Origin of the sequence: Sporolactobacillus sp. THM19-2, from assembly GCF_004153195.1 — a bacterium.
Taxonomy (GTDB): Bacteria; Bacillota; Bacilli; order Bacillales; family Sporolactobacillaceae; genus Sporolactobacillus.
Window position 1 is genome coordinate 186,795 of sequence record NZ_SEMC01000005.1, and the last position, 14,959, is coordinate 201,753.

12 protein-coding genes are annotated in these 14,959 nt (G+C 45.9%); all 12 read left to right on the forward strand.

The annotated features are described in order from the left end of the window. The first annotated feature begins 216 nt into the window (after window positions 1–216). Window positions 217–4,518: a PolC-type DNA polymerase III gene (locus EWH91_RS06735; RefSeq protein WP_129929264.1), complete on the forward strand. Its 4,302-nt coding sequence runs from the start codon at window positions 217–219 to the stop codon at window positions 4,516–4,518. A 118-nt stretch (window positions 4,519–4,636) separates the two neighbouring features. After that, entirely contained in the window at window positions 4,637–5,107 is a 471-nt protein-coding gene (gene rimP, locus EWH91_RS06740) for a ribosome maturation factor RimP (RefSeq protein ID WP_129929265.1), read from the forward strand. 127 nt (window positions 5,108–5,234) lie between these two features. Continuing rightward, a complete protein-coding gene (gene nusA, locus EWH91_RS06745; protein ID WP_129929266.1) occupies window positions 5,235–6,395 on the forward strand; it encodes a transcription termination factor NusA in 1,161 nt (386 codons plus the stop codon). Between the two features lie 14 nt (window positions 6,396–6,409). Continuing rightward, window positions 6,410–6,700: an RNase P modulator RnpM gene (gene rnpM, locus EWH91_RS06750; protein WP_129929267.1), complete on the forward strand. Its 291-nt coding sequence runs from the start codon at window positions 6,410–6,412 to the stop codon at window positions 6,698–6,700. Beyond that, window positions 6,684–7,007: a YlxQ family RNA-binding protein gene (locus EWH91_RS06755; protein ID WP_483315823.1), complete on the forward strand. Its 324-nt coding sequence runs from the start codon at window positions 6,684–6,686 to the stop codon at window positions 7,005–7,007. Before rnpM ends, EWH91_RS06755 begins: the two co-directional genes overlap by 17 nt. A 4-nt stretch (window positions 7,008–7,011) precedes the next feature. Next, window positions 7,012–9,309 (forward strand): translation initiation factor IF-2, encoded by a 2,298-nt coding sequence (gene infB / locus EWH91_RS06760; RefSeq protein ID WP_129929268.1) that lies wholly within the window; start codon window positions 7,012–7,014, stop codon window positions 9,307–9,309. Further along, window positions 9,306–9,587: a DUF503 domain-containing protein gene (locus tag EWH91_RS06765; RefSeq protein WP_129929269.1), complete on the forward strand. Its 282-nt coding sequence runs from the start codon at window positions 9,306–9,308 to the stop codon at window positions 9,585–9,587. Before infB ends, EWH91_RS06765 begins: the two co-directional genes overlap by 4 nt. Window positions 9,588–9,602: 15 nt before the next feature. Next, the gene (rbfA, locus tag EWH91_RS06770; RefSeq protein WP_129929270.1) at window positions 9,603–9,953 is read left to right on the forward strand and encodes a 30S ribosome-binding factor RbfA; all 351 of its coding nucleotides are present in this window, start codon (window positions 9,603–9,605) and stop codon (window positions 9,951–9,953) included. Between the two features lie 3 nt (window positions 9,954–9,956). Beyond that, the gene (gene truB / locus EWH91_RS06775) at window positions 9,957–10,871 is read left to right on the forward strand and encodes a tRNA pseudouridine(55) synthase TruB (protein WP_129929271.1); all 915 of its coding nucleotides are present in this window, start codon (window positions 9,957–9,959) and stop codon (window positions 10,869–10,871) included. Window positions 10,872–10,926: 55 nt separating this feature from the next. Beyond that, complete coding sequence (locus EWH91_RS06780) at window positions 10,927–11,871, forward strand: bifunctional riboflavin kinase/FAD synthetase (protein WP_129929272.1); 945 nt, start codon at window positions 10,927–10,929, stop codon at window positions 11,869–11,871. Between the two features lie 165 nt (window positions 11,872–12,036). Continuing rightward, on the forward strand, window positions 12,037–12,306 hold the full coding sequence (gene rpsO / locus EWH91_RS06785) for a 30S ribosomal protein S15 (RefSeq protein WP_129929273.1): 270 nt from the start codon (window positions 12,037–12,039) through the stop codon (window positions 12,304–12,306). 77 nt (window positions 12,307–12,383) lie between these two features. Continuing rightward, window positions 12,384–14,516, forward strand: a complete 2,133-nt coding sequence (gene pnp / locus EWH91_RS06790) for a polyribonucleotide nucleotidyltransferase (RefSeq protein WP_129929274.1) — start codon at window positions 12,384–12,386, stop codon at window positions 14,514–14,516. Window positions 14,517–14,959: the final 443 nt, after the last annotated feature.

A 14,959-nucleotide genomic window follows, 5' to 3' on the forward strand; every position in this document is an offset into this window, starting at 1 on the left:
CAGGATGTCATGCGTTCGCTGCGGATCTGGTTCAGGACAAGAACCCGGGAGGAAATAGATCAGTGACGACATGTCATCAAATTCGAACAGGGGGCCCTGTTTCGCTTATTGCTGATTAGCTGAAAAACGATTAAACTGAAAAACATAAAGTTATTAATCTGAAAAAGTGTGATGACAGATCATAAACAGGAAATTTCACAGGAGGGAGATTTTCAGATGAGCGAACCGATGAGCAAGGCTGACAGATGGTCGGTTCTGATGCAGCAGATCGAAACCCCTGATGAGTGGAAGGACAGTTACTTTCTTCATGGAGAGATCGTGAAATTGACTGTCTTTCGACATGAACATAAGTGGCACTTTGATTTTCTTCTGGACCATATCCTTCCCTCACAGATTTTTGAGTGGATCGAGAGCAGCCTGGAGAAGCACTTTAACCGTATTGTACCCACAATAACCTGTTCCATTCAGGCCAGATCAGACGAGGGTGCAGAACGCCTGGTCGAACAATACTGGCCGAGAGTTTCCAGTCAGCTGGTAACCCGCTTTCCTGCACTTAAAAGCAGTCTTTCGGTACAGAAACCTGCCGCAGACGGACACAGACTGACATTGACGGCAACCAATGAAGCAGAAGCCGCCCTGATGAAACGCAAGCTTCCTCACGCCCTGAATCAGCAGCTGAAATCATTCGGTTTTCCGCCGTTTACCGTAAATGTAGCCATTAATGCGGATCAGAAGTCAAAAGCCTACGATTCTTTTATCAGGCAGAAAGAAGCAGAGGATCATCAGAAAGTCGTGGAGGCCATGATCGAACGCAAAAAGAACAAAGAAGCCCAGGGGAAGCCGGATGATGGCCCCTTCAAGATCGGTTATGACATCCACGATGAACCGGTTTCTATTGAAACCATACAGGATGAAGAGCGGCGGATCACGATTCAGGGGTATGTGTTTGATGCTGAAACAAGGGAGCTCAGAAGCGGAAGAACGCTCCTGATCTTTAAAATCACTGATTACACAGATTCCCTTATGGTCAAATCCTTTTCTCGTGATAAAGAGGATGCTGAACGGTTCAGAAACCTGAAAAAAGGATTGTGGCTTAAAGTACGCGGGGGCATACAGAATGACAATTTTGTACACGATCTCGTGATGATTGCGAACGATATCGAAGAAATTCCCGCACATAAAACCATGGATCAGGCTCCGTCCGGATCAAAACGTGTGGAACTCCATGCACATACAGTGATGAGTCAGATGGATGCCGTGGTCACAGCGACTGATTTGATAAAAAGAGCCGGCGAGTGGGGTCATCCTGCAATAGCAATCACCGATCATGGTGTCGTTCAATCCTTTCCGGAAGCCTATAATGCCGGAAAAAAGTTTGGCGTCAAAGTGATTTATGGTGTTGAAGCCAATGTCATTGATGACGGTGTACCTGTTGCCTACAATCTTGATCACCGCCTGCTTCAGGATGAGGTTTACACGGTATTTGATGTTGAAACGACGGGACTGTCGGCAGTCTATGACACAATCATTGAATTAGCCGCTGTAAAAATGAAAAATGGGGAGGTTCTTGATAAATTTGATAAATTTGCCAATCCTCATCATCCTCTGCCCCGGAAGATTATAGAGCTGACCAGTATTACTGATGAAATGCTGGCAGATGCACCCGATGCCGGCGAAATCATTAAGGAATTCAGGGCGTTTGCCGGTGATTCCATTCTTGTTGCTCATAATGCAACATTTGATATGGGCTTTATCAATAACGGCTATAAAAAACTTGGATTTGAAAAAGCCGCCAATCCGGTTATTGATACACTTGAACTCGGGCGTTTTCTGTATCCTACATTTAAAAACCACAAACTGGATACACTGTGCAAGGCTTTTCATATAGAATTGACGCATCATCACCGGGCAATTTATGATACAGAGGCGACCGCTTATCTGGCATGGAAGATGATTAAAGATGCCGGTCAAAAAGGCATGACGTATCATGATCAGCTGAACGACAATCTGGGGAAGGGAAATCTTGATCGGATTCGTCCGTTTCATGCCGTTCTGCTCGTAAAAAATCAGACCGGACTGAAGAATCTGTATAAACTGGTCTCGTTTGCTCATGTCAACTATTTCTATCGTGTACCAAGGATCCCCAGATCGCTTCTGACAAGATACCGCGAAGGCCTGATCATTGGTTCCGGCTGCGACCGGGGTGAGCTCTTTGAAACGATGATGCAGAAATCTGCCGAACAGGCTGAAAAGATCGCTGAGTTTTATGATTACATAGAAATTCAGCCGCCGTCTAATTACATGCATCTGGTGGAGAAGGGCATCATCCGGGATGAACTGGCTCTTAAGGATGTGATAAAAAAACTGGTGAATCTGGGTAAAAAGATGGATAAACCTGTTGTTGCGACAGGGGATGTTCATTATCTGGACAAACACGACGCCATCTACAGAAAAATACTGATCACATCACAGGCAGGAAATCCGCTCAATCGGCAGACACTGCCGGATGTTCATTTCCGGACAACAGATGAAATGATGGAATGCATGAAATTTCTTGGTGAAGAAGAAGCACGGGAAGTGGTTGTGACTGCTCCTGACCATATTGCTGAAGAAATTGATCATGTGCTTCCGGTTAAAGACAGGCTGTACACCCCGACCATTGATGGTGCCGAAGAGGAAGTAAAACAGAAGACCTATGCGCGTGCTCATGAACTCTATGGTGAAACATTACCGGAGATTGTTGAAAAGAGACTGAAAAAGGAACTGAAGAGTATTATTGGCCATGGCTTCTCAGTCATTTATCTGATCGCACATAAACTGGTGAAAAAGTCGCTTTCCGATGGTTACCTGGTCGGTTCCCGAGGGTCCGTAGGGTCATCTCTGGTCGCAACAATGCTTGAAATTACAGAGGTTAATCCGCTGCCTCCTCATTATCTGTGCCCGAAATGTCATCACTCGATCTTTTTTACAGACGGATCGGTTGCATCCGGATTTGATTTACCTGATAAAAACTGTCCCAAATGCGGTTCGACAATGAAGAAGGACGGACATGATATCCCCTTTGAGACATTTCTTGGTTTCAAGGGAGATAAAGTACCGGATATTGACCTTAATTTTTCAGGAGATTATCAGCCCGTTGCGCACAACTATACGAAAGTGCTGTTCGGGGAGGATAAAGTTTATCGTGCGGGAACGATCGGCACAATTGCCGATAAGACGGCCTATGGTTATGTGAAGGGATTTGAAGAAGAGACAGGGAAACAATTTCGTTCGGCTGAACGAGACAGACTTGCATCAGGATGTACCGGCGCCAAACGGACGACCGGCCAGCATCCGGGCGGGATTGTTGTTGTTCCGCGTGATATGGAAATTTATGACTTCACTCCTGTACAATACCCGGCCGATGATAAAACAGCGGAATGGAAAACGACACATTTTGATTTTCACTCGATCCACGATAACATTCTCAAACTGGACATTCTGGGTCACGATGATCCTACAGTGATCCGCATGCTTCAGGATTTAAGCGGTATTGATCCGAAAACCATTCCGGTTGATGATAAGGACGTCATGAAAATCTTCAGTTCAACCGAATCGCTTGGCGTTAAACCGGAACAAATCAGATGTAAAATGGGGACACTGGGTATACCGGAGTTCGGCACCCGATTTGTCCGCCAGATGCTTGAGGACACCAAACCGACAACGTTTGCTGAACTGGTTCAAATATCCGGCTTATCACATGGTACGGATGTCTGGCTGGGGAATGCCCAGATCCTCATTGATAATGGGACATGCGTTTTGAAGGATGTCATTTCATGCCGTGACGATATCATGATTGACCTGATGCATCAGGGACTCGAACCCTCCCACGCATTCAAGATTATGGAGTCTGTCCGGAAAGGTAAAGGACTGAATGATGAGTGGATTGCCGAAATGAAAGAAAATCATGTACCCGACTGGTACATGGATTCCTGCCTGAAGATCAAATACATGTTTCCAAAAGCGCATGCGACGGCATACGTTCTGATGGCCTTCAGGATTGCCTATTTCAAGGTTCATTACCCGATTCTGTTTTATGCGACCTATTTTTCAGTTCGCGCCGATGATTTTGATGTCGATGTCATGAAAAAAGGCTCTGGTGAAATTAAAAGGAAAATGGATGAAATTGAGCAAAAGGGTAACGATGCGCTCCCTAAAGAAAAGAGTCTGTTGACCGTCCTTGAAGTGGCTCTTGAAATGTGTGAGCGGGGATTCCGCTTTCAATCTGTGGATTTGTATCGCTCGGATGCGACCCGTTTTCTGGTGGACGGGGACTCACTCATTCCGCCATTTAATGCCATCCCGGGCGTCGGGACAAATGCTGCAAAGGCCATAGCTGCTTCACGGGACGACGGTGAGTTTTTATCCAAAGAAGATTTGCAAAAGCGTGCAAGAATATCAAAAACCGTTCTTGAATTTCTCGATAGCCAGGGATGTCTTGAAGGCCTGCCCGATGCCAACCAGCTTTCCCTTTTTTAACCTGCCATTCTTGCCTTGATCAGGTGTGTATGATATAGTGATTAAGGAAATGCTGGAAATAGTTCGTCTGCAAAGAGTGGGAACTTCCCGCTCTTTTGTTTTCAAAAGGAGGCTGGACATGGCTGGCACAATTGCAAGGGTAACGGATGAATTGATTTCCCCGATTTTACGCGGGTTGAATCTTGAACTTGTTCACATTGAATTTGTTAAGGAAGGAAAGAATCACTACCTTCGTGTCTTTATTGATTCGCCGGAGGGGGTAGATTTGGATACGTGTGCTCAGGTAAGTGAGAAACTCAGTGCAGCACTTGATGAACAGGATCCGATAAAAGAATCTTATTTTCTCGAGGTTTCTTCCGCAGGTGCTGAGCGACCGCTGAACAACTCTCAGGATTACGTAAACTCTGTTGGGAAAAATGTTCATGTGACCACTTATGAGCCGTTTAACGGGTCCAAAGTTTTCGAAGGAAAACTTGTTGATGCAAATGAAAATCAGGTGGTTATAGCCATTAAGGATAAGACCAGAGTTGAACAGATCACCCTGCCTGTCGAGAAGATCGCCAGCGGCAGACTGGCGGTTGTTTTCTGACACGATAAGAAAGTATAAATGCTAAGAATGATCGTATTGGATGTGCGACTATGGTACATTTGGGGCGAGGGCCTGGCTTCGTTCATTTTCTTTATGTATCACGGCGCTTTGAAAAGGGGAGTAAAGAATGAGCAGTGATTTAGTGGAAGCCATCACAGCACTTGAGAAAGATAAGGGAATCAGTAAGGAAGTTCTGCTTGAGGCGCTTGAAGCAGCGCTGATCTCGGCTTATAAAAGGAACTTTGATCAGGCGCAGAACGTTCGGGTGGATATTAATGAAGGACTGGGACAGATCAAAGTCTATGCCCGAAAAGAAGTCGTCGAAGCTGTGGATAATAAAAATCTCCAGATTTCTCTTGAAGAGGCGAAAAAGCTGAACAGCAATTATCAGCTGGGGGATACGGTTGAAATTGAAGTCACCCCGCGAAATTTCGGCAGAATCGCGGCACAGACGGCAAAACAGGTCGTTACACAGCGTGTACGAGAAGCAGAACGCAGTGTGATCTACTCAGAGTTCATTGATCGCGAGGATGATATTATGACAGGTATCGTTCAAAGACTTGATCATCGCTTTATCTATGTTGATCTTGGACGCGTAGAAGCCTTATTGCCCCAGTCTGAACAGATGCCGAATGAAGTTTATCACCCGCATGACAGAATTAAGGTGTATATTACAAAAGTTGAAGATGCCAAAAAGGGACCGATGATTACTGTATCCAGGACACATCCGGGATTATTAAAGAGACTGTTTGAACTTGAAGTGCCGGAAATATACGATGGTACAGTTGAAATTAAATCCATTTCAAGAGAAGCAGGTGACCGCTCCAAAATCGCTGTGTATGCCGAAGATCCGACTGTTGACGCCGTCGGTGCATGTGTCGGGCAGAAAGGGGCAAGAGTTCAGACGATCGTTAATGAATTAAAGGGCGAAAAGATAGATATCGTCCGCTGGTCAGAAGATCCTGTGACCTATGTGGCAAATGCACTGAGCCCTTCCAAAGTGGTAGATGTTCTCGTTAATGAAGAGGCAAAAGCAACGACAGTCATTGTACCGGATTATCAGCTGTCTCTTGCAATAGGAAAAAGAGGTCAGAATGCCCGCCTGGCGGCAAAACTGACAGGATGGAAAATAGATATTAAGAGTGAATCCGAAGCCGAAGAAATCGGATTGTTTGATAAAATCAGCAATCAGGCTGATTCTTCCGAAGAAAATCAGGCGGATGATGTTCCTGAGCAGGACGATGAAGAATCAACTGATCCCGCTCAGTCAAACCCTGAAAAAAATTAAGGAGGATGGTATTCATGCCCGGAAAGCGTAGAATACCTATGCGAAAGTGTATCGTTTGTCAGGAGTCAGCGGAAAAAAAGAATCTTTTTCGGGTTGTCCGTTCTCCTGAAGGCGAAGTAACCCTTGATATGACAGGCAAGAAAAACGGACGAGGCGCCTATCTGACGAAAAAGGAAGAATGTGTAATGAAAGCAAAAAATAAAAAACTCCTTTCCCGCCAGCTTGGTGTGCCCGTTCCCGATTCTGTTTTTCAGGACATGATGTCATACCTTGAGGAACATGCTGCAGATGTCAGGGAGAATTAAGAGCTGGCAGTCCTTTCTGGGCCTTGCACAGAGAGCCGGGAAGGTGATTTCGGGGGAAGAAACGGTCATTCGGTCTATCCGTGATCAGAAGGCGAAAGCAGTGATCCTGTCGGCAGATGCGTCCCTGCGAACAACGAAGACTATTGAAAATAAATGCCGCTATTATCAGATTCCGCTGCTCACTGTGCCAGACCGGGCAGAACTCGGTCAAGCAATCGGGCAGCCCTTCAGAGTTATCGTCGCAGTTGTGGACAGCGGTTTTGCGGAAGTTTTAATTGAAAGGCTGGGATCATCAACACGGGGGTGAATATATGAGTAAGATGCGTGTATATGAATACGCCAGAACAAACCATGTGACAAGTAAGCAGGTCATAGCAAAGCTGGTGGAACTGGGTTTTTCAGTGAAAAGCCATATGTCTGTCATTGAGGATAATGCCATCAGTCAGCTGAACAGAAAGTTATTAAAAAAACAGGGGAATGCAGAAAATATTGCTGCAAAGCCTAAAAAAACACACACAGAGGGTCCAGTGAATCATATCAAAACAAAAACCAGAGAAAAGCAGACACGTCATACGTCAACTGAAAATAAGGAACAGCACACGAATATATCGAACAGAAGAGGCAGTACAAAAGATTCGGAACGTCATTCGTTCACACGACAGGGAGGCCAGGGAACAAGCGGCCGGTCGGGAAATAACAACCACGGTCACTCAGATAAAAGCCGCCAGTCCTCTGGAAATAACCATCGTAAATTTGGTGAAAACAATCAAAACAGGCACAGAAGAGGCAACCGTAACAGGCGACGCCGGGGGAATATGAAAGTCGCGAACAGAAAAAAAATGGAAATCAAGCTCCCGGAAAAAATTACTATTTCAGGTTCGTTAACTGTCGGCCAGTTTGCTGAAAAACTCGGCAGGCCGTCAACAGACATCATAAAGAAATTGATGGCACTGGGCGTTATGGCGACGAAGAACCAGAATCTTGATAAAGATACGATTGAATTGCTGGCGTCAGATTACGGTGTCAAAGTAGAAGAAAAAGTCGTTGTCGATGAAGCAAATTTTGAAAAAGACGGATTGGGTATTGATGAAGATACTGCAGTGATCCGTCCGCCGGTTGTCACCATCATGGGCCATGTCGATCATGGTAAGACGACGCTGCTTGATACGATCAGACACACGAAAGTAACGGCGGGAGAAGCCGGCGGGATTACTCAGCATATTGGTGCCTATCAGGTTGTTCATAGTGGTAAAAAGATCACATTTCTGGACACACCCGGCCATGCAGCATTTACAACCATGCGTGCACGGGGAGCACAGATTACTGATATTACCGTCCTGGTTGTTGCTGCGGATGATGGTGTCATGCCTCAGACCATCGAAGCGATTCATCACTCGAAGGCAGCCAATGTGCCGATTATCGTTGCCGTGAATAAAATAGATAAACCAAATGCCAATCCGGATCGTGTCATGCAGGAATTGTCTGAACAGGGTCTGGTTCCGGAAGACTGGGGCGGGGATACGATTTTTGTAAAAATATCCGCCAAGAAAGGTACCGGAATAGATGACCTTCTTGAGATGATTCTTCTGGTTTCTGAAGTAGATGAATTCAAAGCAAATCCTGAAAAATTAGCACGCGGGGCCGTTATTGAAGCAGAGCTCGACAAAGGGAAAGGTCCTGTAGCAACACTTCTTGTACAGAACGGTACCCTGCGAATCGGTGATCCGATTGTTGTCGGAAACGCGTATGGCCGTGTTCGTGCTATGGTTAATGACGTGGGAAGAAAAGTTAAAAAAGCAAGTCCGTCTATGCCTGTTGAAATCACCGGATTAAACAGTGTTCCTCAGGCAGGGGATCACTTTGCTGTTTTCGAGGATGAAAAGAAAGCAAGACAGATTGGTGAAACACGCGCTGAACGTGCACTGATTACTGAACGAAAAGAAACCACGAACAAAGTCAGCCTGGATGATCTGTTTGAAAAGATCAAGGAAGGCGAAGTAAAAGAGATCAACCTGGTGATTAAAGCAGATGTTCAAGGATCCGTTGAGGCCTTATCGGGAGCCTTAAAGAAGCTTGATGTTGATGGTGTAAAGATTAATATTATTCACGAAGGTGTCGGCGGAATCAGCGAGTCGGATATTATTCTTGCCTCGGCATCCAACGCCATCATTATCGGATTTAATGTCCGCCCGGATAATCATGCAAAGAAGGTTGCAGAAACCGAGAAGGTTGACATTCGCCTGTATCGTGTGATTTATGATGCCATTGACGAGATGGAAGCAGCGATGAAGGGAATGCTCGATCCGGAATATAAAGAAAAAGTGATCGGTCAGCTGGATGTTCGTACAACATTTAAGGTATCACGGATCGGGACGATCGCCGGTTGTTATGTAACTGATGGATTAATCACACGGGATTCCGGAATCCGGCTTGTCAGAAATGGCATCGTCATTTATGAAGGACATGTCGATACACTCAAACGATTTAAAGATGACGCAAAAGAGGTTAAAGCCGGCCTTGAATGTGGTGTGACACTGGAAAACTTTAATGACATTAAAGAGGGCGACTCAATGGAGTCCTATGTCATGGAGGAAGTTCAACCTAAATGATAATCGGTCTGGTTCAGTGTGACTGTCTGATACAGGAGTCACACTCCCTGAAAGATAAACGTTCAGTGATCCAAAGTATATTAAGAAAAGCAACAAATGGGCATAATATCGCCGCAAGCGAAACAGGGTATCAGAATGTCTGGCAGAGGACGGCGCTGGCCTTTGTTTCGGTTGGTACTTCGAAGGTACATGTTGAACAGGAGCTGAACCGTGCGCTCAGACTGATTGACAGTCGCACCGATATCGAACGGACGGATACAACGTATGAATGGTTTTAAAAGGAGGGTGACCCCATGACCAGTTTAAGGGTGCATCGTGTTGCCGAACAGATGAAAAAAGAAATGGGCGACATTCTTGAACATCGAATTAAGGATCCGCGTGTTGGCTTTGTTACAGTGACCGGTGTCGATGTAACAGGTGACCTTCAGGAAGTAACTGTATATATCAGTATCCTTGGAGACCGCGAGAAACAGGATTCCACAATGGAAGGTCTGACGAAGGCCAGGGGTTTTATCAGAAGCGAAATTGGAAAAAGAATTCGCTTACGGAAAACACCGGAAATTCAGTTTAAGATTGATCAGTCCGTGGCTTATGGCAGCCATATTGACCGGTTGATTAATGAACTGCACCAAAAAGGGGAATAGAAAATGCCGGAGTATGAGGGACTGCTGCCGCTGAATAAACCCCGCGGTATGACCTCGCACGATTGTGTCTTTCGTATCAGAAAAATGCTCCATTATAAAAAAATCGGACATACCGGCACACTTGATCCAGATGTAGACGGGGTGCTTATTCTCTGCCTTGGAAGAGCAACAAAAATTGCTCAATATCTGCTGGAGTTTGGAAAGACGTACCGGGGGGAAATTGCCCTTGGAACGTCAACGGTAACGGAGGATGCCTCAGGAGAAACCGTTCAGGAAAAACGGGTATCCGAGCCCATTGCAAGGGAACAGGTGATCAGCGTGATGAAGATGTTTACCGGAGAAATCAAACAGCTGGTCCCTCTCTATTCTGCCGTTAAAGTGCACGGGAAAAAACTTTACGAATACGCACGATCCGGTATTCCGGTTGACCGTCCGATGCGGCAGGTCTCCATTTATCAGCTTCAGTTGGATAGCCAGAATGCATTTTACAGGGAAAGTATCCCTTTTCTGGTTACATGCAGCAAGGGCACTTATATTCGGACTCTGGCAGTTGATATTGGCCAGGCACTGGGGTACCCCGCTCATTTGAAAACTCTGACCCGAATCAAGGCCGGCCCATTCAGTATAGATGAATGTCTGTCCTTCGAGGAAATTGAACTTCTGAACAAAGAAGGACGATTCTCAGAAGCCCTGAAGCCTCTGGAATCGGGACTCGGTCATTTAACCAGGTGGACAGTTAATCAACAGACAGCGGATAAGGTTATTCATGGCGCGGTATTGCCGGCGCCCGCCGGGTTGTCGGACAAACCCATTGCCGTTTTTAACCATTATGGCAAATGTCTGGCCGTGTACCAGTCTTATCCGGGAAAATCAGGTTTCATCAAGCCTCAGAAAGTTCTCGCGCTGTCGAACCGGTAGAACATCGTGCATGGTGCTGCAGTCAATCAGTTTACTAGAGTAGAAGGTGCTTTCATTGGATAAGATCTTTTTGGAGAAACAGCCATTTTTAGAAAACGATGACGGAGAAGAGAAAGTAATTGCTCTGGGATATTTCGATGGTGTTCATATTGGTCATCAGCATGTGATTCAGAAGGCGGTTGAAATTGCCCGGAGAAAAAGGATGAAATCGGCCGTCATGACTTTTTATCCGCATCCATCCGTTGTACTGAAACCTTCGCAGAAGCGAGAGGACTGTCTGACTCCCCCCGAAGAAAAGGCGGATCTTATTGAGAAGCTGGGGGCAGACCTGCTAATCTGTGTTCGATTTGATCTGGAACTCAGCAGATTGTCACCACAGACATTTGTTGATGAATATCTCATTAAACTGCACGCCAAGCACATCGTTGCCGGCTTTGATTATACCTTTGGGAGAATGGCTGCGGGGAACATGGAGAATATTGAACAATACTCCCGGAGTATGTTCGGCTACACAGTCATTCCAAAAGTCGAGCAATTCGGGGAAAAGGTGAGTACCACACACATCAGGTCACTCATTACGGCCGGAAAGGTCGAAGAAGCCATACCTCTTCTTGGCAGACCATATCGTACGTCCGGAGTGGTCAGACATGGTGATCAGAGAGGCAGAAAGCTGGGATTTCCTACGGCCAACATAGAGACCGATGCAGCTTACCTGATGCCGGCAGACGGGGTATATGCGGTACAGTTGATTGTAGATGGAAAGCGGATGGCTGGTGTATGCAGCATCGGAAATCGCCCCACCTTTTATGACAGTGCAAATGCGGCAACTGTTGTCGAAGTCTATGTTCTCAACTTCAAAGGGAATCTATATGATAAGCATGTCTCTGTGGACTGGTACAAAAGACTGCGCGGGATGGAGAAGTTTTCCAGTGCCAATGAACTCATTGATCAGATGAACCGGGATGCAGCAACTACCAAGCTGTTTTTCGACGCAAAATAAGCTTAAGTAAAGAGGAATCCATGAAAGAATCTTGATTTGTATATAAAAAACATGTACAATATACTTGTGTATTTGCGAATTGAATACACGGAACCTGGGCTCGGCTGTTCGTTCCACCGGCGGCGGCTGTGCTCAAGGGGATTTGATACAGGGAGGTGAGAGCTGATGGCTTTGACAAAGGAGCAGAAAACTCAGCTGATTCATGAATTCCAGACACATGAGAACGATACCGGATCACCGGAAGTTCAGGTTGCTGTTCTGACTAAACAGATCAATTCTTTGAATGAACACTTGAAGATTCATAAGAAGGATAATCATTCACGCCGCGGGCTTTTAAAAATGGTCGGCAAGCGTCGGAATCTGCTTACCTATCTCCGCGGTAAAGATGTTAAAAGATATCGCGAGTTAATCAACAAATTAGGTTTGCGTCGATAAGATGTTTAAAAAAAGCGGGAGCATTCCCGCTTTTTTGCTGTCTGTAAATTTTTATCGGAGAGAAGGTGTTTTGGACTGTGGGTACCAAGAAGCATGTTTATCAAATGGAGTGGGCAGGTCGCCCGCTTCGTATTGAAATCGGCGAAGTGGCGAAACAGGCCAACGGTGCGGTACTTGTCTATTACGGGGACACCGTTGTCCTGTCAACTGTCACAGCATCGAAAGAACCTAAAGAGGGATCCTTTTTCCCTCTTACAGTGAATTATGAAGAAAAAGCCTATGCAGTCGGGAAAATGCCTGGAGGTTACATTAAAAGAGAAGGCAGACCCACAGACAGAGCCACACTGTCAGCCAGAATGATTGATCGCCCGATTCGTCCGCTGTTTCCCGACGGATTCTGTAACGAAGTCCAGATTGTGAATATGGTGATGAGTCTCGATCTTGACTGCAGTGCCCAAATGTCGGCTTTGCTGGGTTCATCTCTTGCTCTTTCAGTATCTGATGTACCGTTTAATGGTCCGGTAGCCGGTGTGATCATCGGACGGGTCGATGGAGAATTTATCGTCAACCCGACAGTCGCTCAGTCTGAGAAGAGTGACCTGCATCTGACTGTTGCCGGAACGGAAAAGGCAATCAATATGGTTGAAGCCGGTGCAGATCAGGTTCCCGAAGAAGTGATTCTTGATGCGATCCTTTTTGCGCATGAGCAGATCAGGAAGCTCGTCGCATTTGAGAAGACCATCGCCGCTGAGATCGGCCGGACAAAAATGGATCCCGTCCTGTTTAAACCGGATCAGGAATTGACAGAGCGTGTTCAAAAACTTGCCGGTGCGCGACTTGATCAGGCGATGAGAGTAAAAGATAAGCAGGAACGTGACCGGGCGATCAGAGAAGTTAATGATTCGGTGAAAAATGTGTTTATCAGCGAAAATGAGGCGGCAGGAGAGGTGATCGTTAATCTCAGGCTGGTGGACAAAGCACTGCACAATATTCTGAAAGAAGAGGTGCGGCAAATGATCGTTGTTGAGCACCTTCGTCCGGATGGACGCGGCGTTGATGAAATTCGTCCGCTTGCTGCACGTGTCGGTCTGCTGCCAAGAGCACATGGATCCGGACTTTTTACGCGTGGGCAGACGCAGGCACTCAGTGTGTGCACGCTGGCCCCTCTGAGTGAAGTTCAGCCCCTGGATGACTTCAGTGCCGGGGACAGCAAACGTTTCATCCACCATTATAATTTTCCCGGCTTCAGCACTGGAGAGGCGAAACCGGTACGGTCCCCCGGCAGGCGTGAAATCGGTCACGGGGCACTTGGCGAACGTGCGCTGTCACCCGTCATCCCTGAAGAAGATAAATTTCCTTATGCTATTCGCTGCGTGTCAGAGGTGCTGGAATCGAACGGTTCTTCTTCTCAGGCAAGCATATGCGGCAGTACGCTTGCTTTGATGGATGCCGGAGTCCCGATTAAATCACCGGTTGCCGGCATCGCCATGGGACTGGTCAAACATGGTGAAAAGATGGTGGTATTGACGGATATCCAGGGGCTGGAAGATTCACTGGGAGATATGGACTTTAAATGTGCAGGCACAGAAAAGGGTATTACAGCCCTGCAGATGGATATTAAAATATCCGGAGTAACCAGGGAAATTCTGTCGAAGGCGCTGAAACAGGCAAGAAGAGGCCGAATGAAAATTATGGACACCCTTCAAAGTGCCCTGCCACATCCGCGTGAGCACTTATCAAAGTACGCGCCAAAAGTGATCAGAATGTCCATTAATCCTGCCAAAATCCGTGATGTGATCGGATCTAATGGGAAAATGATTAATAAAATTATTGATGATACGGGTGTGAAAATAGATATCGAGCAAAGTGGATTGATCACTATTTTCTATCTCAATGAACGTAACGGATTAAAAGCGCGGCAATGGATTGAGGATATCACCCGCGAGGTGAAAGCAGGCGAAATTATTACCGGGAAAGTCCGGAGAATTGAAAAATTCGGTGCATTCGTCCATTTGTTCGGGCATACTGACGGACTGATTCATATTTCTGAGCTGGATGATAAACACGTAAATAATGTTGAGGACGTCCTTCACGTTGGTGATGAGGTACGGGTAAAGGTACTTGATATTGATCAGCATGGAAGAATAAAACTATCGAGAAAGGCACTGATATCCTCTTCATCTGTACCCGGAGAATCCGGCCATTCATAATATAACCATACAAAATCCAACACGTCTCACCGGGCAGAGCGGGCTATCCGCCTGTTTTTTTTTGTGGACGGACAGACTATTCACATCTCGACGGACATATAGATATAAAATCAGGAAGATGATCGTTTCTCCCGGACTTTGCTGTCGGGGGATACTCTTATTCTATTTGTTTGCTGTTTTGCATCGTGCTATAGTATATATTAATTTGGAAGTAATGAATTTAGCTGACTTTACTCACGTTACACTGATTCAGACTGGCAGTCTATTACTTTATTACTTGCGATTTTCAGCCAGAACAGATAGATATAGAAGTAACAGCCTAGTGGTAATATGTCAAGTCCCTAAAAACGAGAAATTGGAAATTTTTTAGGGCCTTTATCCAAAAGCACTTAAAAAAGCGTATATGAAACAAATCCCACGCCAAATAACAAATTTTACCAGTT

Bases quoted from the DNA above. Each gene is read 5' to 3' on its own strand.
- EWH91_RS06735 (WP_129929264.1), top strand. From the start codon at position 217: ATGAGCGAACCGATGAGCAAGGCTGACAGATGGTCGGTTCTGATGCAG.
- rimP (WP_129929265.1), top strand. From the start codon at position 4,637: ATGGCTGGCACAATTGCAAGGGTAACGGATGAATTGATTTCCCCGATT.
- nusA (WP_129929266.1), top strand. From the start codon at position 5,235: ATGAGCAGTGATTTAGTGGAAGCCATCACAGCACTTGAGAAAGATAAG.
- rnpM (WP_129929267.1), top strand. From the start codon at position 6,410: ATGCCCGGAAAGCGTAGAATACCTATGCGAAAGTGTATCGTTTGTCAG.
- EWH91_RS06755 (WP_483315823.1), top strand. From the start codon at position 6,684: ATGTCAGGGAGAATTAAGAGCTGGCAGTCCTTTCTGGGCCTTGCACAG.
- infB (WP_129929268.1), top strand. From the start codon at position 7,012: ATGAGTAAGATGCGTGTATATGAATACGCCAGAACAAACCATGTGACA.
- EWH91_RS06765 (WP_129929269.1), top strand. From the start codon at position 9,306: ATGATAATCGGTCTGGTTCAGTGTGACTGTCTGATACAGGAGTCACAC.
- rbfA (WP_129929270.1), top strand. From the start codon at position 9,603: ATGACCAGTTTAAGGGTGCATCGTGTTGCCGAACAGATGAAAAAAGAA.
- truB (WP_129929271.1), top strand. From the start codon at position 9,957: ATGCCGGAGTATGAGGGACTGCTGCCGCTGAATAAACCCCGCGGTATG.
- rpsO (WP_129929273.1), top strand. From the start codon at position 12,037: ATGGCTTTGACAAAGGAGCAGAAAACTCAGCTGATTCATGAATTCCAG.